Source organism: Ensifer sp. ZNC0028, assembly GCF_000799055.1.
Classification (GTDB): Bacteria; Pseudomonadota; Alphaproteobacteria; order Rhizobiales; family Rhizobiaceae; genus Ensifer.
The window spans coordinates 37,836-61,595 of the sequence record NZ_JTLA01000107.1 but is presented as its reverse complement, the minus strand read 5'-3'; the positions used below and the strand labels follow the sequence as shown (position 1 = coordinate 61,595).

Below are 23,760 nucleotides of genomic sequence, written 5' to 3'. Positions count from 1 at the left end.
ACCGCGTGACCGTCGAAAAGCCTGCGCCCCTGCTCGCCGTTGAGAAGCTTTCCGTCGCCTTCAACGGCAATCCTGTCGTCGAAGACCTGAGCTTCACGGTGACGCCCGGCCGGACGCTCGCAATCGTCGGCGAATCCGGCTCCGGCAAATCGGTGACGTCGCTGTCGATCATGCGGCTCTCCGACATGATGGGCGGCCAGTTTCCGACCGGCCGCATCCTGTTTCGCGGCAAGGACGGCGAAATCGATCTGACGAACGCCCCGCAGAAGACCATGCGCGCGATCCGCGGCAAGGAGATCGCCATGATCTTCCAAGAGCCGATGACGTCCTTGAACCCGGTCTTCACCATCGGCGACCAGGTCGCCGAAGTGCTGATCCTGCACGAGAAGATGACCAAGGCCGAAGCGCTCGTCGAGACGCGCCGCCTGCTCGACATGGTCCGCCTTCCTGACAGCGCCGAACTGATTGGCCGTTATCCGCATCAGCTCTCGGGCGGCATGCGTCAGCGGGTCATGATCGCCATGGCGCTTGCCTGCCGGCCGAAATTGCTGATCGCCGACGAGCCGACGACGGCGCTCGACGTGACGATCCAGGCGCAGATCCTGACGATCATCCGCGACCTGCAGAAAGAACTCGGCATGGCGGTGATCTTCATCACCCATGACATGGGTGTCGTCGCCGAAATGGCCGACGACGTCGTTGTCATGTGGAAGGGCCGAAAGGTCGAGGAAGGCCCGGTCGACGAGATCTTCGCAAGCCCCAAGCATCCCTATACCCAGACGCTGCTTTCCGCCGTGCCGAAGCTCGGCAGCATGACCGGCGAGGAATTCCCCAAGCGCCTGCCGCTGACCATGATGGTGGACGGCGAGCCGAAGCGTGTCGGCGAAACCCATATCCAGCGCACCGCGCGCTACGACGCTGCACCGATCCTTTCGGTGCGCGATCTCGTCACCCGCTTCGACGTGCGCAAGAACCTCTTCGGCAAGGCGACGCACCGCGTGCATGCGATCGAGAATGTCAGCTTCGACATCTTCCCGGGCGAAACGCTGGCGCTTGTCGGCGAAAGCGGCTCGGGCAAGTCGACGATCGGCCGCACGATCCAGCAGCTGCAGAGCGCCACGTCGGGCGAAATCCTCTTCGGCGGTCGCCCGGTCTCGGCCATGAGCTATGCCGAGCGGCAGCGGCTGAAGCAGGAAATCCAGTACATCTTCCAGGATCCTTTCGCCTCGCTCGACCCGCGCAAAACCGTGGGCTTCTCGATTGCCGAGCCGATCCGCACCCATGGCCTGATCCTTGGCGAAAAGGAAATTGAAAAGCGCGTGCATGAACTGCTGGAGCGCGTCGGCCTGACGGCCGCGCATGCCAAGCGCTATCCGCATGAATTCTCCGGCGGCCAGCGCCAGCGCGTCTGCATCGCGCGCGCACTTGCCTCCCGCCCCAAGCTGATCATCGCCGACGAGGCGCTGTCGGCCCTCGACGTTTCCATCCAGGCGCAGATCATCAACCTGTTCATGGAGCTGCAGGAACAGGAGGGTCTCGCCTATCTCTTCATCAGCCATGACATGGCGGTCGTCGAACGCATGAGCCACCGCGTGGCCGTGCTCTATCTCGGCCAGGTCATGGAATTCGGCAGCCGCCAGCAGGTATTCGAAACGCCCGGTCATCCCTATACCCGCCGGCTGCTTTCCGCCGTCCCGGTCGCCGAACCCGGCAAGGGTCGCGAGCGCGCCATGCTGGAGGGCGAAATCCCGAGCCCGATCCGCCGTGTCGGCGACGAACCCGCGGTGCTGCCGCGCAAAGAAATCGCCCCTGGCCATTACGTGGCCAAGGGTGCGTGAGCCGCTTTCTCTTCTCAAGAAGGCTGTCGAAACAGGAGTGAGTAAATGATCAACAAAAAGGGGATCCACGCCGCTTTCATCGCACTTGCGATGGCGGGCAGTTTCATGACCGCAGCCCCGGCCTTTGCCGCAGGCACGCTGACGGTTTCTTCGCCGCAGGATCCGGGAAGCTGGGACCCGGTCGACACCTTCCTCGTCAACTGGGCGTCGGTTGCCACCAACATCTATGACGGCCTGACCTATCGCGGCCCCGACTTGAAGCTCGTACCCGGTCTTGCGACCGCCTGGGAAGAGCTCGACGGCGGCAAGCGCCTGCGCTTCACGCTGCGCGAAGGCGTCAAGTTCCACAATGGCGAGCCCTTCAACGCCGAAGCGGTGAAGTTCACCTTCGACCGTCTGCTCGGCGAAGAAGGTTCCAAGGGCCCGCAGAAGTCCAACTATGCCGTGATCGAGAAGGTCGAGATCGTCGACGAAAAGACCGTCGACCTCGTTCTCAAGACCCCGGATCCGGTGCTTCTCACCAAGCTCGCCGGCTACGGTGCGATGATCGTTCCGCCGAAGTACATAAAGGAGAAGGGCGAGGACTACTTCAACGCCCATCCTGTTGGTACCGGCCCGTTCAAGTTCGTCTCCTATGAGCCGAAGGTCGGCATCAAGCTCGAAGCCTTTGCCGAGCATTGGGGCGGCGCGCCGAAGCTTTCCAACCTCAACTACCGCTTCATCTCGGAGCCGGCGACCGCCGTTGCCGAGCTGCAGGCCGGCCGCGTCGATCTCGTCATCCCGCCGACCATTCCGATCGGCATGATCCCGACGATCCAGGGCGACAGCAACCTGGAGATCGTCTCCAGCGCCGGCCCGACGGTCTACGCGCTGCGCTTCAACACCCGCGACGGTATCACCAAGGATCCGAAGGTCCGCAAGGCGCTGATCCTCGGCGTCGATCGCGACACCATCATCCAGTCGATCCTCGCCGGCCAGGCCGACCCGATCGCCAGCTTCCAGGGCAAGCTCTCCTTCGGCTTCGACCCGGCAATGAAGCCGCTGCCCTACGATCCGGAACAGGCAAAGGCGCTGCTCAAGGAAGCCGGTGTTGCACCGGGTGCCTCCGTGCAGATCGACGTCCGCGGCAACGACGCGACCTTCAACGAGGTCGTGCAGGCAACCGCAAGCTACCTGCAGCTGATCGGCATCAACGCCACGATCAAGCCGTACGAGACCAACGTTCTCTTGAACGACATCATCCCGGCCGGCAAGACCGGCGCGATGTTCCAGCAGTCCTGGGGCGGCTGGACGCTCGACTATGACAACACCGCCTACTCGATGTACCACTCGGGCGAAAAGTGGAACCCCTACGACAAGGACGCGGAACTCGACAAGCTGCTCGAGTCGCAGCGTTCGATCACCGATCAGGCGAAGCGCGAGGAAATCCTCAAGCAGATCGCCAACTACGCCGCCGACCGCTCGCTCGAGATGCCGCTTTACAACCTCAACGCCATCTTCGGCGTGAGCAAGCGCGTCAAGAATTTCGTGCCGGTGCCGGACAGCCGCCTGCGGCTGACGGATGTGACGGTCGAGTAAAAACAGTGCGGTCCGCCGCCGCTTCGGGGCGGCGGACCATTTTCCTTAAAGGGCGGGTCACTTGGCCGGATTTCTGATCAAACGTTTTCTGCAGGCGGTTTTCGTCGTGTTCGTCGTGACACTGACCGTCTCCTATGCCATCCGGTTCACCGGCGACCCGGCGCTGATGCTGGCGCAGGGTGCGGGCAGCGTCACCGAGGCCGACCTCGTGCGCATCCGCGAGGGCCTCGGCCTCAACCAGCCTTTCCTGGCGCAATATGCCGATTTCATCACGGGCATGTTCAGGCTCGATTTCGGCCGCTCCTTCATGGGCGGCACACCGGTGTCGCAACTGATCGCCTCGGCCCTGCCGGCAACCATGCTGCTTGCCTTTGCCTCGCTGATCGTCTCGATCGCGATTTCCATTCCGCTCGGCATCCGCGCCGCCGTCGCCCGCGGCAAATGGGCCGACCAGACGATCCGCATTCTGTCGCTGATCGGTCTGTCCTTCCCGAATTTCTGGCTGGCCATCATGCTGGTGCTGCTGTTCTCGATCGTCCTCAAATGGCTGCCGCCGAGCGGCATGGACGGCTTTGCAAGCTTCATCATGCCGGCGCTGACCATGGGCATCATCCTGACGGCAACCAATGTGCGGCTGGTGCGCACCGCGATGCTGGAAACCTTGCAGTCGCAATACATCATGGTCGCGCGCGCCAAGGGCCTCAGCGAAAGCAAGGTGCTCTACAAGCACGCGCTTCGTAACTGCGCGATCCCGCTGATCACCTATTTCGGCCTGCAGTTCGGCGGCCTGCTCGGCGGCATCGTCGTCGTCGAGCTGGTGTTTAACTGGCCGGGCATGGGCACGCTCGCCTTCGACGCGGTCGCTTCCCGCGACTACCCCGTGCTCCAGGCGGTCATAACAGTGCTTTCGCTGATGATCGTGTTCGTCAATCTTCTGGTCGACATCGCCTATGGCCTCGTCGATCCGCGCATCCGGACGGAGTGAGCCGATGACGTCAAAGGCTGCAAACTCCCGCTTCGCCCGCTTCCGCAATCTCGAGTTCATCCTCGGCGCGTTGCTGACCGGCGGCATCTGCCTCGCCGTCGTCTTCTCCGGCGTGCTCTTTCCGGGTGGCGTCGACAAGATCGACCTGATGGCGCGACTGACGCCGCCCTTCGTCAACTGGGCGCATCCGCTCGGCACCGACCCACTTGGCCGCGACGTGCTGGCCCGGGTCGTTGCCGGCGGCAAGATCTCGCTGCTCGTCGGCCTGACCTCGGTTGCCGGCGCCGTCGTCGTCGGCGTGGTCATGGGGCTTGTCTCGGGTTACTACCGCGGCTTCTGGGACATGATCGTCATGCGCTTTGCCGACGTTCAGCTCGCGCTCCCCTTCATTCTGCTCGCGATCACCTTCATCGCCATCGTCGGCGGCGGACTTGGCAACACCATCATCCTGCTGATCGTGTCGCAATGGGTGCAATATGCCCGCCTCGTGCGCGGCTCGGTGCTGTCGCTGCGCGAACGCGAATTCATCCAGTCGGCCCGCGCCATCGGCGTGCGCGACTACAAGATCCTGTTCCAGCACCTGCTGCCGAACCTGATCGGCCCGGTGATCGTCCTGATGACGCTCAACGTCGCCAACAACATCCTGCTCGAAAGCAGCCTCACCTTCCTCGGCCTCGGCGTCGATCCGCTGATCCCGAGCTGGGGCGGCATGCTCGCCGACGGCCGCACCTACCTGCAGAACGCCTGGTGGGTCAGCGTCTTCCCGGGCCTTGCAATCCTCTTGACCGTGCTCGGCCTCAATCTTCTCGGCGACTGGCTGCGCGACAGCCTCGACCCAACCGGTAGAACTTCACGATGACGACGATTTTCGAAGGCGCCTTCGAGCGCACGCTCGACACGCTGCTGACCACCTACGGCAAGGAAGCCGCCCGCGGCACCAAGCTCGAAGCCTGGCTGTTCGACGATGCCGCCAGCCGCAAGGCCGCCGAACAGAAGCTCGCAAGCTTTGGCGTCAAGGCAGCGCTCAGGAGCGCCTACAAGCCGCTGCTGCATTTCTTCCTGGAAGAAGTGGATCGCGCAGCGCTTTCAAGCGTCGTCGTCCGCTATCCCCAGCATGAGGGCGCCCCTCAGAACCGCTTCCTGCTCGAAGCCTATCCGCTCGCAGCTCTCGTCGGCGACGCCGAGATCCGCTTCGAGGCCGGCAGCACCAAGGCCTTCACCTACGATGTGGCGCTGGCCTTCCGGGACGGGCGCCAGGAAAACCACGCGGTCTTTGCCCCGAACCGCATCCACACCGATTTCATCGGCGAGACGCTTTTGTCGCCGACGGGCTGGATCCGCCTCGACGAGGGCTGCGACAAACATCGCGAGTGCCACCTCGAGACCGATTATGAGCGGCTGTTTGCCGGTACGATGCAGGCGATCGCCGATCACGCCTGGGGCGACAGCGAGCCCTATTTCGAAGAGCTCAACATCCGCGCGACCCTGCCGATCACCGACTTCCGCCTGCCGGTTGGCGAAGAGGTCATCAGCCTTCGCGAGGCGCTGCACGAGGACTTCTATTTCTCGCTGCTCGAAGTCTTCCAGAAGAAATCCGGACGTCCGCTCGGCGACCGCGGCCTGAAGCCGGGCCAGATCGTGCCGGAGATCGTCTTCGGCGTCGGCAAGCCAACGGTCGTCGTCAAGGTGCTGCCGCTGCAGGCGACTGATGTCGACGGCGAAACCCTGCCGCTTAATACCGCCGAGGCACCGCTGGCGGTGGCGCAGATCCACGCCGAACTCACCGCGATCGACGGCGAGCCCTTCGAGGCGAAGTCGCGTGCCGGCCGGCCGGTCAAGGCTCGCTACCACAAGGGAACCGACGCCGCTGTGATGATCAGCGGCGGTCAGCACCCGAACGAGACGACCGGCATCGTCGGCGTGCTTCGCGCCGCCCAGACGCTTGGCGCCCGCGCCGGCAGCCACTTCACCATTTCGCCGCTCGAAAACCCCGACGGCTACGCCGTGCACCAGCGGCTGCGGGTGGACAACCCGCTGCACATGCACCACGCCGCCCGCTACACAGCTCTCGGCGACGATCTCGAATACCGTACGGGTGCCGTACTCAACGAGCGCGAGATCCGCAAGGAGGCCGAGCGCCTCACGGGCGCGCAGCTGCACGTCAACCTGCACGGCTATCCCTCGCATGAATGGACGCGACCGCTTTCGGGCTATGTGCCGCGCGGCTTTGCCATGTGGACCCTGCCCAAGGGTTTCTTCCTGATCATGCGCCACCACGCCGAATGGGAAGCGCGCGCCGAACAGCTGATCGCGGAAGTCACCGAGCGGCTTGCGGCCGTTCCGGGCCTGCTCGCCTATAACAACGCGCAGATCGCGCTTTACGAGACGCATGCCGGCGAGACCGGTTTCCGCATCATCAACGGCTTCCCCTGCATGATCTCCGTCGACGACCGCCACACGGCACCGCTGACGCTGATCACCGAGTACCCGGATGAGACCATCTACGGCGATGCCTTCATTGCCGGCCACGAGGCGCAGAAGGAAACGGTGCTCGCGGCCTATGACGCATTCCAGCGGATCATGGCGGTCGCCTGACCGCCACCATCGACCGGCTTATGGCCGGTCCGTGCCGCTGCGTGCCCTTGGGCAGCGGCACATCCTTGGCTCCCAAACCTCTCCCTGATCGCGCACGCACCTGCGGTCGCTCGGCCCTGCTTCATAGCGGCGGCGACGCGCCGGGGCTGCGGTGTCAACACCGCCGCGGCAAAAGCGATAGCCAGCGATTTTCCTGGGTACAAATGCAATCATGAGTAGGAAAACCGTCACACTCCCCGTTGACGGCCCGACAGGAATGCCTGAGAGGGCAATCATATGGGATCATTGGGCTATTTCCCATCTGATCTCGGGGCAACACGACATGATTATATCGCGGGGGCGAAATTTAGATGAAGCTGCTGAAAAGCGCTCAGCAATCATTGATTGAGGGGATCTCCAACCGTCAGTTCGTCAGACTGGCAAACAGCACGAGTGCATTGAAGGGTCACAAGCATCGCATCGCGATGAACGACAACGACGCCATCATGACGCTGACGGATGGCAAAAACGAACTGCATATCTGCCGCCGCGATCGGCTTTGGCTCTACAAGCGTGGCATCGATGCGCGCATGACCCAACTGACGCGCTCATACCTGCTGCACCACATCACCGAACCGCTTGAAGGGGCCTTCATCGATTGCGGCGCGAATGTGGGCGAACTCGGCAACTTTAGCCGCGGCAAGGGGCTTGAGTACCACGCCTTCGAGCCCGAGAACCTCGAGGCCGATTGCTGCGATCTCAACAATTTCGACGGCGCGCGCGGGACGAACCGCTTCGGGCTCTGGTCGCATGATGGCGAACTGACCTTCTATTCGAAACCTTCGACCGCCGATGGCTCGCTGTTCGAAACCGATGAATATGTCGATCAATTCAAGATCAAGGTGCGCAGCCTTGACAGCTTCGCCGCCGAGGTCGGCTTGAAGAAGATCGCCGTCCTGAAGATCGAAGCCGAAGGCGCCGAGCCTGAGATTTTGACCGGCGCACGCGAAATGCTGAAATCGACCGCCTATGTCACGGTCGACTGCGGCTTTGAAAAGGGCGTCAACAAGGAGAGCACTCTGGTCCCCGTCTTCAACATCCTGATCGATGCGGGCTTCGAGGCCGTCGACTGGAACCCGCAGCGCGTGACCGCGCTGTTCAAGGCCAAATCGCGCTGATCACGCTTTGATGACGGTCTCGCGTGGCAGCCCACCGGCGCTGCCGCGCAAGGCTACTTTACTGGCCTTCTTCCGATCGCCCGCCGTCCGGATGCGCGGGCATTCTCTCCGTCCCATCCGAACACGGTAAGCATCACCCGCGCTGCATTGCCGGGCTCCCGCCCTCGCCGCTAAAAAGGCAGGAAAGGCCGCAACGTTGTTGCAATCCTCGTCCACCAGACGTGAACGAGACACGCCTATCGGATTCGGAGATATTCAATGCGCCTGCTCCTTGTCGAGGATGAGCTGGAAATGGCGGCCGCGCTCAGCGCCGCGCTCAGCCGCTATGACATGATCCTCGACCATGCACCGTCGATCGACCATGCAATGGCGGCGCTCGCCAACCAGGTTCACGACGGCATCATCCTCGACCGGCAACTGCCGGACGGCGACGGCCTGTCGCTGATCCCTCGGGTGCGCGCGCTGCGATCGGGTATCCCGGTGATCGTGCTGACGGCGCGCAGCGCGATCGACGAACGGGTCCGGGGGCTCGACATGGGCGCCGACGACTATCTCGCCAAGCCGTTTGCCGTGGAGGAACTGCTGGCGCGCATCCGTGCCCTGATGCGGCGTTCGCCGGATATTGCGCCGATCACCGCCCGCATCGGCCAGCTGATCTTCGATTTCGAAGGCAGACAGGCCCGCGTCGACGGCCGGGTGCTGGACCTGCCGCGGCGGGAACTCCTGGTACTGGAGGCGTTGGCGCGCCGGCAAGGGCGCACGGTGCAGCGCTCGACGCTGGAAGAATCCGTCTATGGCTATGACGACGAAATCCAGTCCAACTCTCTCGACGCGCATGTTTCGCGGTTGCGCCGCAAGCTCTCGGAAACCGGTGCCGGCGTCGAAATTCACAGCATCCGCGGCGTCGGCTACCTTCTGAGACCCACTCCATGAAAAACGTTTCCACCAACTCGCTGAAGAAGCGGCTGATCTGGCAGATCCTGACCTTTCAGGTGCTGCTGCTGATGGCGGTCATCGCCGGTTTCATGGCCTTGCTGACGCGGGCCGATCTCGGCGGTAAGTTCCTCGATGCCGATGCGGCATCGATCGCAGCCGGGGCTATCCGGCCGGATCCTGCCGGTGGACTGACGCTGGTGGAAACGCCGCAACTGCTTGCCATGCGGGCCGAGTCCGCAGATTTCTGGTTCGTCGCGCGGAACGAACGCGGCGAGATGATCCGCAGCGGGCCTGTGCCGGACGCCTATCGCAGCATCGGCGAGCACCTTGACCGCATCGCCTTTGGCGATATGCGCGACAGCATCGAGCCCTATACACTCTCGTCGATCGTGCGCTCGGTAACCACGGACAGCGGCACCTACACGGTGCTTGCCGGCGGCGGGCGGCTCTGGAGCGCGTCCTTCGCGGTGTTCATCCTGGCCAACCTGCTGCTGCTGCCGATCGTCCTGATCGTGGTGCTGATCCCGGCCTTCGCAATTCCGATCATTGTGAGGCGCGCCTTTGCGGGCCTCGCCGAGGTGGTCGACCAGGCCAAGACGATCGATGTCGACCGCCGCGGCGCTCGGCTGCCCGATCATCGCATTCCCGGCGAAGTGCGGCCGCTCGTCGAGGCCTTCAACGGCGCGCTGCAGCGCCTCGATGAAGGCTACGAACGCCGCCAGCGCTTCATCCTCGATGCCGCGCACGAGCTTCGGACCCCGGTCGCGATCCTGCATACGCGCCTGGAAAGCATGGAGGCCGGCCCGCTCCGGAACCGCCTGCTGATCGATTCCAACCGTATTGCCGGGCTTGCCGAACAGTTGCTCGATCTCGAACGCATCGATCGTGACGGCACGGATTTCGGGCAGCTCGACCTGGTTTCGCTCTGCCGCGACGTGACGGCCGACCTTGCTCCGCTTGCCCTTTCGGCCGGCTGCGACCTTTCCTTCGCTCCGGGCACGGAGCGCGTCGTCGTTCGCGGCGATACCGGCGCCATCGAGCGGGCGGTCACCAATCTCGTGCGCAACGCCATCGAACATGCCGGCGGCCTGATCACGATCCGGGTGGAGCGCGGCGGCGTGATCGAGGTTACCGACGAAGGCCCCGGCATTCCGGAAAGGGAACGCGCGCGGATTTTCGAGCCCTTCCACCGCCTGCAGCCGCGAGACCATGGCGCCGGCCTCGGCTTGCATCTGGTCAGCGAAATCATCGGCCGCCACAAGGGTCACATCTCGGTGGTCGACGATCCCAAGGGCGGCGCCTGCTTCCGGATCACCTTGCCGACCGGCTAGGTCATGTCTCCGTGGGGCTTATGGTTAACAGACAACTAACAACAAAATCAGCAACTTAGACAAGTTGCGCAATGTTGATGCAATCCGCGAGGCCGACAAAGGCGGTGTACCGTCCAAACATGGCCATCTCGCCCCGAAGGTGAGCGCGCATGGGAGGACGCAAGCGCCACCAAGGCGCGTTTCCTATGCACGGAGCAAGAAAATGCGGCAGTCCAGCAAGCTTTCCATCTGGTCGGGTCTTACCCTCCTCGCCCTCTGCGGCGCACAATCGTCCCGGGCGGCTGATTTCTCCGCCCCCACCTATCAGGACCCGCCAGCCTTCAGCTGGAGCGGCGCCTATGTCGGTGCCCATGGCGGCCTTGGCTTTACCGGCAGCCCCAATCCGTTCGCCGACCGTAACGGCGTCGCACTCGGCGTCCAGGCCGGCTACAACATGCAGGCCGGCCCCGGCATCGTCGGCGCGGAAATCGAAGGCTCCTATCTCGGCGACACCGAGCACAAGGTCAATGGCGGCAAGCTCAAGGAGAAATGGCGCGGCGCGATCAAGGCGAAGGCCGGTCTCACCTTCGACCAGACGCTCGTCTACGGCACGGCCGGCTATGCCATGACCAGCTACAAGAAGGGCGGCGACGTGCGTAACGACGTCGGCTTCAAGGGCGGCTATCTGCTCGGCGCCGGCGTGGAACAGGCCTTTGCCGGCGGCCTCTCCGCCAAGCTCGAATACAACTACATCACGACGCCCGATGTCCGCACCCACACGAGCTCAGGCTCCAGCGAGAAGGACATCAACAGCCACGTCATCAAGGCCGGCATCAACATGCGTTTCTGACGGGTCAGACGGTTTGCGGCGGCGCGGCAACGTTCCTCCCCGCAGCGCCCCCACAGATCGATGCCCCTGCCTTGATCACTCCGCCGCTTCCCGCGCCGATCGCTCGGGCGTCGCCAGCCGGCGCCAGAGCGGCGCCAGAGCGGCGGCGATCTCGCCGTAAAGCGCAAAGCGCCTGTTGTAATGCGCGGCAAGTGCCGGGTTCGGCCGGTAGTGGCGCTCGGTCTTGACCATCGCCGCCGCACCGGCGGAGATGTCGGCGAAAAGGCCGATGCCGGCGCCTGCCGTAATCGCCGCACCGAGTGCGCCGGTCTCGCGCGAACGGGCGACCGTGACCGGCACGTCGAGCACGTCGGCGAAGATCTGCGGCCAGATCAGGCTGCGCGATCCGCCACCCGAAAGCACAGCTTCGTCGAAGCGCGCGCCGGCCGCGCGCAACGCCGCGATATGCTGGCGATGGCCGAAGGCGACACCTTCAAGCACGGCGCGGACCAGATGCCCCTTGCCGTGCCAGCCGGCAACGCCGTAGAAGCCCGCCCGCGCGTTGCCGTCCTGCTGCGCGCCATAGAGGAACGGATGATAAAGCGGATCATCCGCGGCCGGCGTGATCTCGGCCGCCAGCTGGCAGCAGAGATCGAAGGGCGACCGGCCGTCCTTTCCGTCATGCGGGAAGAGTTCGCGCACCAGCCATTCGAGATTGGCGGCAGACGTGGCACTCGCCTCGATCGCCATGTAGCGCTCGCGGTCGAAGGTCGAAGACATGAAGAGCGGGCGCGAAAGATCCGGCTGATCGATGATCACCTGGTTGATGCTCCAGGTGCCCGCGATGATCGAGGCCGCACCGGTGCGGGTGACGCCTGAGCCGATCGCCGAGGCGACCACATCGAAGAGCCCACCTACGACGGGCGTGCCGGCAGCCAGACCCGTCTGCGCCGCCGCTTCCTCGGTGACGCGTCCAACGATATCAGCGCTTTCGGCGAGATCGGGCAGCAGGGCCATGTCGTCGCCGAGGCCATAGGCCTTCATCAATCCCGCATCGTAACGCCGGCCGGCGACATCGAGCAGACCCGCGCCGCTCATGTCCGAGACGTCGCTGACGCGCGCGCCGGTCAGGCGATTGACGACGAAGTCTTTGCAGAGAAACACCGTGCCGATCCTTGCAAACTGCTCCGGCCGATGGCGCTTCAGCCAGGCAAGCAAGGTCGGCGTCTGGGATGGCCAGGGCTTCTGTCCGGCGATCGGATAGGTTCGCTCGCCGACACCTGCGGCCTGCCACTCTTCGACGAGGCCAGCGGCGCGTGTATCGAGCGACTGGATGCCGACAAGCGGTTCCCCGTCTTGATCGAGCGCATAAAGTCCGTTGCCGTGCCCGGCGCAACCGATCGCGGCGATCTGGCTGGCATCGATGCCGGCGCGCTCGATGCAGGCGCGGATCACCACCTTGGCATGGCTCCACAGTTCGCCGAGCCCACGCTCGACGTGGCCGGGCATCGGCACGTGGCTGTGTCCTTCTTCCGCAGCCATCGCGATCTCGTTCCCGTCGCGATCGAAAAGTACCGTCTTGATCACGGTGTTCCCGGCATCGATCCCGAGCAGATATTTACCCATTGCCGAACCCCTCCCAAGGTCCATAATTCCTTTTCCGGAACGCCGCCGGTGTCCTCACAGCGGCAGCGTTCCTCTTGCCCCGGAGCATCGCTCATGAAGCGGTTCCGGTTGAGCGATTTCAACCGCGCTGGTAGAGCGCGTAGGCTTCTTCGCCGCTGACATCCTCGTGGATAATCGCCATCAGGCCGCGCACGACGGCGCTCGGATTGGCGTGCTGGTAGATGTTGCGCCCATAGACCATGCCCATTGCGCCCTGGCGCATCAAGGCCGCAGACTTGTCAAAGACGTTGCGCAGATCCTCCTTGCCGCCGCCGCGCACCAGAACCGGGCAGCGCGCCGCCTCGACGACCCGGTGGAAATCTTCAGCATTGGTGGTCGGATCCGCCTTGACGATGTCGGCACCCATTTCGCGCGCAAGCCGGGTGAGCGTCACGATCTTCTCGGCGTCGCCATCGACCATGTAGCCGCCATGCTCGGTGACCGGCTGCATCACCAGCGGCTCGATCATCAACGGCATGCCGTACTTGTCGCAATCGGCACGCACGCGCGAGATGTTGGCGACGCATTGGCGGAAGAGATCGGGCTCGTCCGGCAGCATGAACAGGTTGACGACGACGCAGGCCGCATCCATCGCCAGCGCGCCGATCAGCGGCTCGGCTTCGTTCTGCAGAACGGCCCACATGTGCCGGTGGCGAATGCGGTTATAGGGATTGCCCATGTCGAGGCGCATGACCAGCGCCGGCTTGTCCTTGCCCGGCACCTCCTGCAACAGATCCGACTGGCCATAGTTCATCTGGATCGCATCCGGTGCGGCCGCAACCAAGGCCTTGACCACGGCGGACATGTCTTCCAGCCCGTTCAGGAAGGACGGTTCGTTGCAGACGCCGTGGTCGATCGCCACGTCGAGGCAACGTCCACCGCCGAGCAGACGGTTCATCCGGACCTTGCTGTTGTTTCGCATAATGCACTCCTTTGTTCGTTCCGTACGGATAGGGTTTCCTCGTCGACGCCATGGCGCTCGGCGAGAAGGGTAAGAAATCGCTTACGCTCGGCAGCGACACGTGGCGGCGACCACTGCTTTTCGATGGCAAGCAGAGCGAGCACCGCGTCCATCATGTCGAGCGAGAGCGCGCCGGTGATTGCAAGCGTCGTGCGGCGCAGCAAAAGGTCGTCGAGGTGTTCGGCGGCTTCGCTGCGGATCAGATATTGCAGCTCACGCGCGGAGTAATCCGGGTGCGGCAAGGCATGGTCGGCACCGCCAGCGATGAAATCGGCGACATCGCGCGCGCCCGTTCCATAGCGGACAAAAAGCACGCGCAAGCGCTCCCGCGAAAGCCCGGTGGCTGCCGCAACATCGTCGATCCACCGGTCGCGATCGGAGGGATAGTGCTGCCCGCCACCGATGGCGCGCTCGCCCGTACTCACCCGGCGCTGCCGTCCAAGCCGTTCCAGGGTGAGGTCCGCCGCCATTTCGCCGAAGGAGCGGAATGTCGTCCATTTGCCGCCGATCATGCAGAGCACCGGCGGGCCGCCGTCGGCGCCCTCCACGAAGGTGCAGAAATGGTCGCGCGGGATGCGTCCGGTAAAGCTGTCCTGGCTTGCCGGCAGCGGCCGGACACCCGAAAACTGGAAGACCACCTCTTCCGGCCGGATCCGGATATCGGGCAGGACGAAGGCGAGCGACTGCAGGATGTAGTCACGCTCGTCGACTTCACAGCGCACGGTTTCGGGATCATCGACACGAATGTCCGTCGAGCCCACCAGCACCTTGCCGAGATAGGGAAAGAGGATGCAGATCCGCCCATCCTCGTTCTCGTAGTAGATCATGTGGCCATCGAGCGCAGCCATGAGCTTGGCATTGTCGATGATCAGATGCGAACCCTTGGTGCCGCCCATCAGCGGCGCCGGCTTTGAGGTCGAGGGAAACAGCGCGCCGTTGGCGATGTCGATCCAGCCGCCGGTGGCGTTGATGATGAGGCCGGGCTCGATCGCAGCGACCGCGCCGGTGACACCGTCCTTCAGTTCGTAGCGTCCGGATGCCGCCAGCGCCAGTTCCGTGTAGTTCAACGCCTGGGCGTGAGAACCGGCGGCAAGGCCGTCCTTCAAGAGCTCGATGCCGAGACGCTCCGGCTGGCTGACCCAGGCGTCGTAATAGGTGGCGGAACTCTTGATATCAGGGTTGAGCGCCGGCCAGCGGGCAAGCGTGGCGCGCCGGCCGCGAAAGGCGTGCTTGGGCATCAGCGCCCGCTTGCGCGTCAGGAAATCGTAGATGCCGAGGCCCATCTTGACGGCGATGGCACCGCGGCGGCTCGGCCGACGGGTAAGCCCCAGGAAGCGCACCGCGCCATTGGCAAGCCCGGAGAAGATATCGAAGATCGGCACGGTCGTCGGCAGCGGCGCCACGTAATGCGGCGCGTTCTTCAGCAGCCGGTCGCGCTCGACCAGCGATTCCCGGACCAGGCTGAACTCGCCATTTTCGAGATAGCGAAGCCCGCCATGCACCATGCGCGACAGTGCCGCACTGGCGCCGGAACAGTAGTCGTGCTTCTCGACAAGCAGCACGTTCACCCCTTGCAGCGCCAGTTCGCGAAAGACGCTGAGGCCGTTGATGCCGCCGCCGAGGACGCACACGTCCACCTTCGGGCTCTTGGCGAGCCCGTTGAAAATCTCTTCCCGGTTCATGATGGCAGTCCGTTAGCTGTCCATGTTGACGAGCGTCGCCGCGATCGCCGCGTCGATCCCCTTGAGATCGTCTTGATCGAGCCGGATCGTCCCGGCCCGTGCGTTATCGAGTGCCTGCGCCGGATTGCGTGCCCCGCAGAGCGCGAAAGTCACGCCCTCTTGGCAGAGCGTCCAGGCAATGACGATCTGGGCGATCGTCGCGCCATGCTTCTCCGCGACCGGCCGGATCGCCCTAGCGAAGACCGCGACCTTTTCGCGGTTGCCGACCGAGAAGCGTGGGTTGTCGCGCCGCTGGTCGTCGCCCGAGAACACCCGCTCCGGTCCGATGCCCCCGGATAGAAGGCCGAGCGCCAGCGAGGAGTAGCTCAGCGTCGCAACACCGTTGCGCCGCGTCAGCGGCAAAAGCTCCGCCTCGATCTCGCGATCGATCATGCTGAAGCGCTCCTGGATGGCATCGAGCCCGCCGATCGCGATGTACTGTTCCAGTTCGCCGCGCCCGACATTGCTGGCGCCGATCGCCTTGATCTTGCCCGCCTGCCGCAGCTCTTCGAGTGCCGCCATCGTTTCCTCGATCGGCGTCGTCGGGTCCTGCCAGTGGGTGATGTAGAGGTCGATGTAATCGGTGCCGAGCCGCTTCAGGCTCTGCTCGACTTCATGGTGGATGGCATCGCGGCCGAGGTAACGATGCACCGGCTTGCCGTCCTGATCGAAGAAGTGCCGCCCCTTGTCCGTATGCCAGACGAGGCCGCATTTCGTGGCGATGATTGCCTTGTCGCGACGACCGACCAAAGCCTTGCCGACGATTTCTTCGGAGCGGCCGAGGCCATAGGCCGGTGCCGTATCGATCAGCGTCACGCCGGCGTCGAGCGAGGCCTGGATCGCCGCGATCGATTCCCGCTCGTCCGTGCCGCCCCACATCCAGCCGCCGATCGCCCAGGTGCCGAGCCCGACGGCCGAAGCCTTCACGCCCGACCGGCCGATCTCCCGCATCAATTGATACCCGCTCATGCCAGAAGTCCCTTTTCTTGTGCCATGGCGAGCACGCGCTCGCCGGTCGCCTCGTCCGTCACCAGCGTGTCGAGGTGGTGCCCCCGCATGACGCTGAGGATCGGCCCGGCCTTGTTCGGTCCGCTCGCCACGCCGATCTTCGTCGGGATCGAGGCGAATTCCTCGAGCGTCAACGACACCAGCGAACGGTTGAGGCTGTAGTCACAGACCTGGCCCTTATCATCGAGCAGATGGGCGAGCAGTTCGCAGCTTGCGCCGGACCGCTCGATCGCCGCCCGGTCGGTGCTCGAGGATGGATGCAGGTCGTAGTAACTCGAATCGTCCGAAAGGATCGAACCGATGCCGACGACCGCCACCTTCGCCTCGCGCGCCCGTCCGAAGACATCGGCCACCGAGCGCATGTTGATGAGCATCGCCCGCTCGGCGGCACTGTCGGCAAAGAGCGGCGCGTGGATCTGGAAGGACCGCCCGCCGAGCCGATCGGCCATCATCGTCGAGACGTGGTTCACGTCCGTATAGTGCTTGCCCTGGACGCAGCCGGTGCCGGGGATGACCTCGACATCGAAGCGGCGCGGCGCCTGCAGCCCGGCGACGACGGCGCTGACGCCCTTGCCGCCGGTGATGCAGATGGTGTCGCCATCGCCGATCTCCTCAAGCAGCAGCCGAGCCGCCGCCTCACCGACCGCCTGGAGCGCGGTCTGCTGGTTGTCCGAGACGGTGGGTACCACGATCGCCCGGCGGATGCCGCCGATCGCAAGCAGTTGCTCTTCCATGTCGACCAAGGGCTCGATCGGCGACTTGATCTTGATCTCGACCAGACCGAGCTGGCGACCGCGCTTGATCAGGCGGTTGACGGTCGGCTGCGAGATGCCGAGGCGGTCGGCGATCTGCGACTGGGTCAGCCCTTCAAGGAAATGCAGGACGAGCGCCTGGTGCATCTGCCGCGCGACGACGAGTTCTTCTCGCGCGGTTGGGGCCTGGGACAAAATGGGTTTGGCAATCGGCATGGTCAGGCGGCCTTCCGCTTGTGCAGCAAGTGGTCGATGGAAACGGCAGCCAAGAGAATGCAGCCTTTGATCATGTCCTGCCAATAGACGGAGACGTCGAGCAGGATCAACGAGCTGGTGACGACCGAGAGCAGGGCCATGCCGAGGATTGCGCCGAGGATGGTGCCGGAGCCGCCGTTAAGCGAGGCGCCGCCGATGACGGCCGCAGCGATGATGTTGAGCTCCATGCCGACGCCGAAGGTGGGGGTCGCGGCCCCGAAGCGCGACATGTAGATGACGCCGGCGACACCTGCGAGCGTCGAGCACAGCACCGTCACCCAGAACTTCACCTGCTTGGTCTTGATGCCGGAATAGAGCGCCGCCTTCTCGTTGCTGCCGGTATAGAACACCTTGCGGAAGGCGGTCGCCCGGCGCAGCAGGAAGTCAAAGAGCACGACGACGGCGACGAAGATCAGGATGACATAGGGGACACCGTGGAAGGTGCCCTGCCCCACCGCCTTGAACGACGCCGGCAGCGTGAAGAGCGACAGCGGCGTGCCCTTGGTAATCACGAGGCAGAGGCCACGCACGATCACCATCGCCGCCAGTGACGTGATGAAGTGATTGAGCCCGACGACGGTGACGAAGAAGCCCATGATCATGCCGATCATGCTGCTGGCGAGGATACCGACCAGCGAGGCTGTCCAGGGATCGACACCGGCGAGGAAGAGTGAGCCGGCCAGCACCATGGCGAAGCAGACCACCGAACCGACCGCAAGGTCGATGCCGCCAACGATGAGCAGGATCGTCATGCCGACGACGACGATGCCTTCGACCGAGAAGCTCATCAGCATAGCGCGCATGTTGCCGAAGGTGAGGAAGTGCGGTGAGGCGATGCTCATGACGAGCCCGAGCGCCAGGATGATCGCGATCAGCCCTGCCTCGCGCATCGTTCCGATGCGTTTCCAGGCCGGCGCCTGCCTCTCGGTTGCAACCATCGTATCCACTGCCATTTCCGCCTCCCCGGCTCTTTCCGTTCTTTCAGGCGACATGGGCTGTCCTGCCTGTTGCGGTTCCATCCGCCTGCGTCACCCCCGACGCCAGGCGGATCACCGCCTCCTCGCTCATGTCCGTATCATCAAGCTCGCCGGCAATTGCGCCTTCGCGCACCACTAGCACCCTGTCGCAAAGTCCGAGCAGCTCCGGCAACTCCGACGAGATCACGACGATGCCGATGCCGGTTTCGGCGAGCTCTCGCAGCAGCCGATGGATTTCGGATTTTGCGCCGACGTCGATGCCGCGCGTCGGCTCGTCCATCAGGATCACTTGAGGGCGAACGGCAAGCTGCTTGGCGATCGCCACCTTCTGCTGGTTGCCGCCCGACAGCGACGAGACGGGCATATCGATGCCGCCCATGCGCACGCCGAGCCGGCGCACGAAATCGCGGGCGAGATCAGCCTCGGCCCTGGAATTCAGCAATCCGAGCGGCCCGGTCAGCGTCTTGAGGTCAAGCACGGAAATGTTCTGGGCGATCGGCAGGTCGACGAAGACGCCGGAGCCCTTGCGATCCTCCGAGAGGTAGACGATGCCGGCATCGACCGCATCGCGGTAATTGCCGATGCGCTGCGGCTTTCCGCGCAGCGTAATCTCACCCTTCGACTTGGCCCTGAGGCCACAGATCGCTTCGGCGATCTCGGTTCGACCGGAGCCGATCAGTCCGCCGATGCCAAGGATCTCGCCGCGCTTCAGGTCGAAGGAAACGGTGTCGATACGATCGCCGTCGCTCAAGGCCCGGACCGAAAGAATGGTCTCGTCCGAGCGCGCCTCCGGCGCCTGCTTTTGCGGATAGAGCTGGCTGATTTCGCGGCCGACCATGCGGCGCACCACATCGTCGGCCGTCACGTCGGCGATCTTCTCGGTGACCACATGGCGGCCATCGCGAAACACAGTGACGCGGTCGCAAAGCGAGAAAATTTCGGCCATGCGGTGGCTGATATAGATGATGGAAATACCAGCGGCCTTGAGATCGCGGATGATGGCGAACAGCGCCTGCGCTTCGGCTTCCGTCAGCGCCGCGGTCGGCTCGTCGAGGATCAGCACGCGGCAGTCGAGCGTCAGCGCCTTGGCGATCTCGACGAGCTGCTGGCTGGAAATGGCAAGGTCGGCGACCTTGCGGCGAACGTCGATCGGCGCCAGCCGGTTCATCACAACTTGGGCTTCGCGCTCGAGCGCGCCGTAATTCATCAGCGGCGAACGGCGGCGGTTGGTGGCCGCCATGAACATGTTTTCCGCCACCGTCGCATCCGGGCAGAGGGCGATTTCCTGGTGGACGAGGCCGATGCCGAGCGTCTGGGCGATCGCCGGCGAGGCAATCTTCACGGGGGCTCCATCGACCAGCACCTCGCCGTCATTCGGCTGCAGCACCCCGGCAAGGATGTTCATCAGCGTGGATTTGCCGGCGCCATTTTCGCCGCAGAGTGCGTGGATCTCTCCCCGCTCGAGGCGAAAATCCACCTCCGTCAGCGCCTTCACCGCACCGAAATGCTTGGTGACGCGCCGGACCTCCAGAACCGGTTGTGCTGTCATGCTGTCCTCCACCCGCACTCCTGGCTGCCCGGAAACGCCCGGGCAGCCAATGCACGATCTTACTCGTCGATACCCTTGGTGCCACGACGCTTCAGGTACTTGTCCCAGTAGAAGTCGTCGGCATTTTCGGCGGTAACGATCGAAAGGCCGTTGTCGACGAAGGGGATGCTCATCGGGTTGAAGCCGGAACGCTTGGCATCGTTCATCGGGTCGATCAGTTCCGGGTGCTTGGCCATCCACAGGAGCATGAAGCCCATGTAGCCCTGCATGCCCTGGTTCGGGTTGATCGAGCCGAAGACTTCGCCGGCCTTGATCATGTCCAGGATATTGGCGTTGACGTCGGCGCACATGACCAGCACCTTGCCGCCGCTCTCCTTGCTGGCCTGAGCCGCACCGATCGCGGAGTTGGCTTCCGGCATGAACACGGCGCCGAGGTTCGGATTGGCCTGGATGAGGCTCATCAGGCCCTGATAGGCCTTGTTCGGATCCTGGTTCGAGGCGGCGCGACCGACGAGTTTCATGTCGGGCCACTTCTCGGCCATGCGATTGACGAAGGCGGTAATGCGCTTGTCGTGGTTGTCCTGGCCGGGGTTTTCAAGAACGGCATATTCGCCCTTGCCGCCCATCTTCTCGGCGATCGCGTCGGCGGCATAGATGCCTTCGCGGGTGTTGTCCGAGGTGATGAAGGAGACGCGCTTCGACAGCGGCGAGTCCGCCGCGAAGGTCACAACGGCCGTGCCCTGGTCGATCGCCCGGTTGATCGGCTCGATGAACGGATCGGAGTTCATCGGGTGTACCAGAATGCCGGCCGGGTTCTGGGCGAGCGCCTGGTCGAAAGTGGCGATCTGCTTGTTGACGTCATATTCTGGCGTGCCGGTATATTCGGTCTCGCAGCCGAACTGCTGGCCGGCCTGCTTGAACATTTCATAGACCGGGAACCAGTATTCGACGCCCGAAACCATGACGTTCATGACGTATTTTTCGCCGGGCTGGCAGCGAAACGGGTTCGCCGTTTCGGCGCTGGCCGAACCTGCCCAGAACGAAGCTGCAATGACCGCCAGAGCGGTCGTGCTGAGAAATTTGCGCACGCGTCCTCCTCGAGGCCGAAGCCCCTCCCAAAAAACCGATAGGGCCGTTTGCTTGCGGCCGCTGAATGTATGAGTTTGCCGGAACTCCTCCTCGACTTCCGACAATTGCGATTTAAGCCGCGGACTCAGCCTCTGTCAATATAATTCATAGCATGAATAATAATTCATGCGCGACGTGGGAAAACTCGGGTCTGGTCCTTCAATCAGCTGTCACGCAGACCCTTTAGAGCGCGCACATGATTACCCTGCAACAGATCGCCTTTCATGCCGGCTGCTCGCTGGCGACCGTCTCGCGGGTGCTGAAGGGCGAAGGCCCGGTCAGCGACGAAATGGTGCGCCGCGTGCGCCGGGCCGCGGCCGAACTCGGCTACCGGCCACAGCCGGCCACGGGCCGCGCGGCCAGCCGCAGCCAGCCGATCGTCGGCGTGCTGGTGCCAAGCGTCACCAACCCTGTGTTCGCCGCCTCGCTCGGCGGCATCCAGCATCGATTGCAGGCCGCAAACCATGGCGTGCTGATTGCCCAGTCCAATTACGATCCCGCACTCGAGGCACGCGCCGTGCGCTCGCTGCTCGAACAGCGGCCGACCGGGCTGATCCTGACGCTCTGCGACGCCAAGACCAGCGAGGCGCTTTCGGCGGCGCTGCCGCCGACGGTGCTTCTCAACAACCGTCCGGTTGCTCGCTTCGCCGCTGCCGTCACCGTCGACAATTACCGGGCGGGCTTCGAGCTCACCCGCCACATGCTCGACCACGGTCATCGCCGCATCCTCGTCGTCTCCGGCCACTTCCGTTCGTCCGACCGGGCGCGCCTGCGCTACGACGGATATTCCGCCGCCATGAGAGAAGCGGGTGTCCAGCCGATGGAAGCGGTCGAGATCCCCTTCGTCGACGGCTACGAGAACCTCGACCTCGCGACGGTTCTAACGCAGCACCGCCCGACGGCGATCATCGCTTCCAACGATCTTCTGGCGCTCGGCGTGATCGCGGCGCTTCGGCGCGAAGGCCTTGCCGTTCCGGACGATGTCTCGGTCGCCGGCTTCGACGGCATCGCCCTTGGACGGCTGATGACGCCGGCGCTGACGACCATCTCCATGCCTGACGGCGACATGGGGCTTGCGGCAGCCGCCCTGCTGCTCGATATGGCGGAGAACGCGTCGGTCTGCCGCCATCTCAATCTCGACTGCCGCCTATATCCCGGCGGCACGGTTCGCCACCTCGCCTGACCAAACACGAAAACGCCGCCCCGAGATTTCCCCGGGGCGACGCTTGTCACCTAGGTACAGGATCAGCTGCGCGGCAGCAGGCTTTCGACTTCGGCTGCAGCTTCGTCCAGCGCTTCCTTCGGCGTGGCCTGCTGCTCGACGATGCGCGACAGGTTCTCGACGATCGTCTGCGTGACCTTCACGCCGTTGCTGCCCGGGAAGGCATACCAGGGGCGCATCAGCGGCATCTGCTCGAGGCCGGCGCGGAACAGCGGGTTCTCCTTGTAGAAGTTGGCGAGATAGTCCGGCGACTTGGCGGCCAGCTCGTTGTTCGGCACGTAGCCGGTGCCGGGAACGACGACCGAGGCGCCATAGGGGCCGGCGGCGAACTTTGCAAATTTCCAGGCGGCTTCCTGCTTCTCGGCGTCGCGCGTCAGGATGACGACGGCATTGCCGCCGGTCGGCAGCTTGCCCTTGGCCGGATCGATCAGCGGAATATGGGCGGTGCGCAGGTCGAACTTGTCGCCGACATTCTTGATGGTGTTGCGAAGTGCCCCCGTCGTCTGGAAGGCGAAGCCGACCTTGCCGGCAACGAAGGCCTGCTCGCCCGCCTGCTTGGTCAGAACCGGCAGGCCACCTTCCTTGACCATGCGGTCGAGCACTTCGACAGCCTTCTCACCTTCGGGCCCATTGAAGGCAACCTTGCCTTCGTCTTCGCTCAACATCTCGCCGCCGGCGCCGAAGAGCAGCGCGGAGAACATCCAGTCGTCGCCCTGCCAGCGGAAGTCGATGCCCTCGTTACCGTCGCCGAGCGCCTTGATCTTACCCCCGAGCGCTATGACCTCGTCCCAGGTCTTCGGCGGGTTTTCCGGGTCGCCGCCGGCTTTGCGCACCAGATCGGCATTGTAGTACATGATCGGGTTGGAGGTGGCGAAGGCAAGGCCAACCTGCTTGCCGCCGACCTGGGCGAGCTTCAGGATGTTTTCCGAGAAGCCCTGCTCGGCCATGTTGCCGTCCTTGGCGATGAACGGGCCGAGATCGACGGGGATGTCGCGCTCGTTGACCATGCGCAGGCGGTTGAGACCGATGAAGGTGAGATCGGGCATTTCGGCCGTACCGGCCTGGCGCATGATCGTCTGGATGCCTTCCTCATAGGTCGCCGACGGGTTGGCGAAGGTGATCTTGATATCGGGGTTTTCTTCCATGAACTTCTTCGAGATCGTGTCCATCACGTCCTTGAAGAAGCCGGGCATCGGGTAATGCACCGTCAGCTGGGTCTCGGCGAAAGCGGGGGCAGCGAGCATCAGCGATGCGGCAGCCGCGGTAAAAAGCTGTCTCAGATGTGTCATGGTTG

Annotated in this window: 19 protein-coding genes; 10 read left to right on the top strand and 9 right to left on the bottom strand. The window is 63.9% G+C overall.

All coding sequences use genetic code 11. The features are described 5' to 3' along the window. The first annotated feature begins 5 nt into the window (after window positions 1-5). The 9 genes from L981_RS24960 (at window position 6) to L981_RS24920 (ending at window position 11,249) form a co-directional block, all read left to right on the top strand. Window positions 6-1,838, top strand: coding sequence for an ABC transporter ATP-binding protein (locus L981_RS24960; protein WP_043622644.1), 1,833 nt, complete (start codon window positions 6-8; stop codon window positions 1,836-1,838). A 90-nt stretch (window positions 1,839-1,928) separates the two neighbouring features. Continuing rightward, on the top strand, window positions 1,929-3,416 hold the full coding sequence (locus L981_RS24955) for an ABC transporter substrate-binding protein (RefSeq protein WP_371258909.1): 1,488 nt from the start codon (window positions 1,929-1,931) through the stop codon (window positions 3,414-3,416). Window positions 3,417-3,477: 61 nt separating this feature from the next. Further along, entirely contained in the window at window positions 3,478-4,401 is a 924-nt protein-coding gene (locus L981_RS24950) for an ABC transporter permease (protein WP_043622640.1), read from the top strand. Window positions 4,402-4,405: 4 nt separating this feature from the next. Then, a complete protein-coding gene (locus L981_RS24945) occupies window positions 4,406-5,260 on the top strand; it encodes an ABC transporter permease (protein ID WP_043622639.1) in 855 nt (284 codons plus the stop codon). Next, a complete protein-coding gene (locus L981_RS24940; RefSeq protein WP_043622637.1) occupies window positions 5,257-6,996 on the top strand; it encodes a M14 family metallopeptidase in 1,740 nt (579 codons plus the stop codon). Before L981_RS24945 ends, L981_RS24940 begins: the two co-directional genes overlap by 4 nt. Window positions 6,997-7,346: 350 nt before the next feature. After that, a complete protein-coding gene (locus L981_RS24935) occupies window positions 7,347-8,153 on the top strand; it encodes an FkbM family methyltransferase (protein ID WP_043622634.1) in 807 nt (268 codons plus the stop codon). A gap of 258 nt (window positions 8,154-8,411) precedes the next feature. Continuing rightward, a complete protein-coding gene (locus tag L981_RS24930) occupies window positions 8,412-9,086 on the top strand; it encodes a response regulator transcription factor (protein WP_043622631.1) in 675 nt (224 codons plus the stop codon). Continuing rightward, entirely contained in the window at window positions 9,083-10,420 is a 1,338-nt protein-coding gene (locus L981_RS24925) for a HAMP domain-containing sensor histidine kinase (RefSeq protein WP_043622630.1), read from the top strand. The genes L981_RS24930 and L981_RS24925 overlap by 4 nt, the downstream gene beginning before the upstream one ends. Before the next feature lie 202 nt (window positions 10,421-10,622). Beyond that, a complete protein-coding gene (locus tag L981_RS24920; RefSeq protein WP_043622629.1) occupies window positions 10,623-11,249 on the top strand; it encodes an outer membrane protein in 627 nt (208 codons plus the stop codon). A gap of 75 nt (window positions 11,250-11,324) precedes the next feature. On the opposite strand, the gene L981_RS24915 is transcribed toward L981_RS24920, so the two are convergent. From L981_RS24915 to L981_RS24880, 8 genes are all read right to left on the bottom strand, one after another. Next, a complete protein-coding gene (locus L981_RS24915) occupies window positions 11,325-12,854 on the bottom strand; it encodes an FGGY-family carbohydrate kinase (RefSeq protein WP_043622628.1) in 1,530 nt (509 codons plus the stop codon). A gap of 118 nt (window positions 12,855-12,972) precedes the next feature. Further along, entirely contained in the window at window positions 12,973-13,791 is an 819-nt protein-coding gene (locus L981_RS24910) for a class I fructose-bisphosphate aldolase (RefSeq protein WP_197067193.1), read from the bottom strand. Then, a complete protein-coding gene (locus tag L981_RS24905; protein ID WP_043622626.1) occupies window positions 13,788-15,536 on the bottom strand; it encodes a glycerol-3-phosphate dehydrogenase/oxidase in 1,749 nt (582 codons plus the stop codon). The genes L981_RS24910 and L981_RS24905 overlap by 4 nt, the downstream gene beginning before the upstream one ends. A gap of 12 nt (window positions 15,537-15,548) precedes the next feature. Further along, window positions 15,549-16,544, bottom strand: coding sequence for an aldo/keto reductase (locus L981_RS24900; protein ID WP_043622625.1), 996 nt, complete (start codon window positions 16,542-16,544; stop codon window positions 15,549-15,551). Next, window positions 16,541-17,551 (bottom strand): sugar-binding transcriptional regulator, encoded by a 1,011-nt coding sequence (locus L981_RS24895; protein ID WP_043622624.1) that lies wholly within the window; start codon window positions 17,549-17,551, stop codon window positions 16,541-16,543. Before L981_RS24895 ends, L981_RS24900 begins: the two co-directional genes overlap by 4 nt. A gap of 2 nt (window positions 17,552-17,553) precedes the next feature. Further along, window positions 17,554-18,543: an ABC transporter permease gene (locus tag L981_RS24890; protein WP_043622623.1), complete on the bottom strand. Its 990-nt coding sequence runs from the start codon at window positions 18,541-18,543 to the stop codon at window positions 17,554-17,556. 28 nt (window positions 18,544-18,571) lie between these two features. Further along, entirely contained in the window at window positions 18,572-20,116 is a 1,545-nt protein-coding gene (locus L981_RS24885) for a sugar ABC transporter ATP-binding protein (protein WP_043622618.1), read from the bottom strand. Between the two features lie 59 nt (window positions 20,117-20,175). Continuing rightward, window positions 20,176-21,204, bottom strand: coding sequence for a substrate-binding domain-containing protein (locus L981_RS24880; RefSeq protein ID WP_034805587.1), 1,029 nt, complete (start codon window positions 21,202-21,204; stop codon window positions 20,176-20,178). 236 nt (window positions 21,205-21,440) lie between these two features. On the opposite strand from L981_RS24880, the gene L981_RS24875 reads away from it, so the two are divergent. Further along, window positions 21,441-22,427 (top strand): substrate-binding domain-containing protein, encoded by a 987-nt coding sequence (locus tag L981_RS24875; RefSeq protein ID WP_043622615.1) that lies wholly within the window; start codon window positions 21,441-21,443, stop codon window positions 22,425-22,427. Between the two features lie 62 nt (window positions 22,428-22,489). Here the strand turns inward: L981_RS24875 and L981_RS24870 are convergent, their stop codons facing one another. After that, window positions 22,490-23,755: an ABC transporter substrate-binding protein gene (locus L981_RS24870; RefSeq protein WP_043622613.1), complete on the bottom strand. Its 1,266-nt coding sequence runs from the start codon at window positions 23,753-23,755 to the stop codon at window positions 22,490-22,492. Window positions 23,756-23,760: the final 5 nt, after the last annotated feature.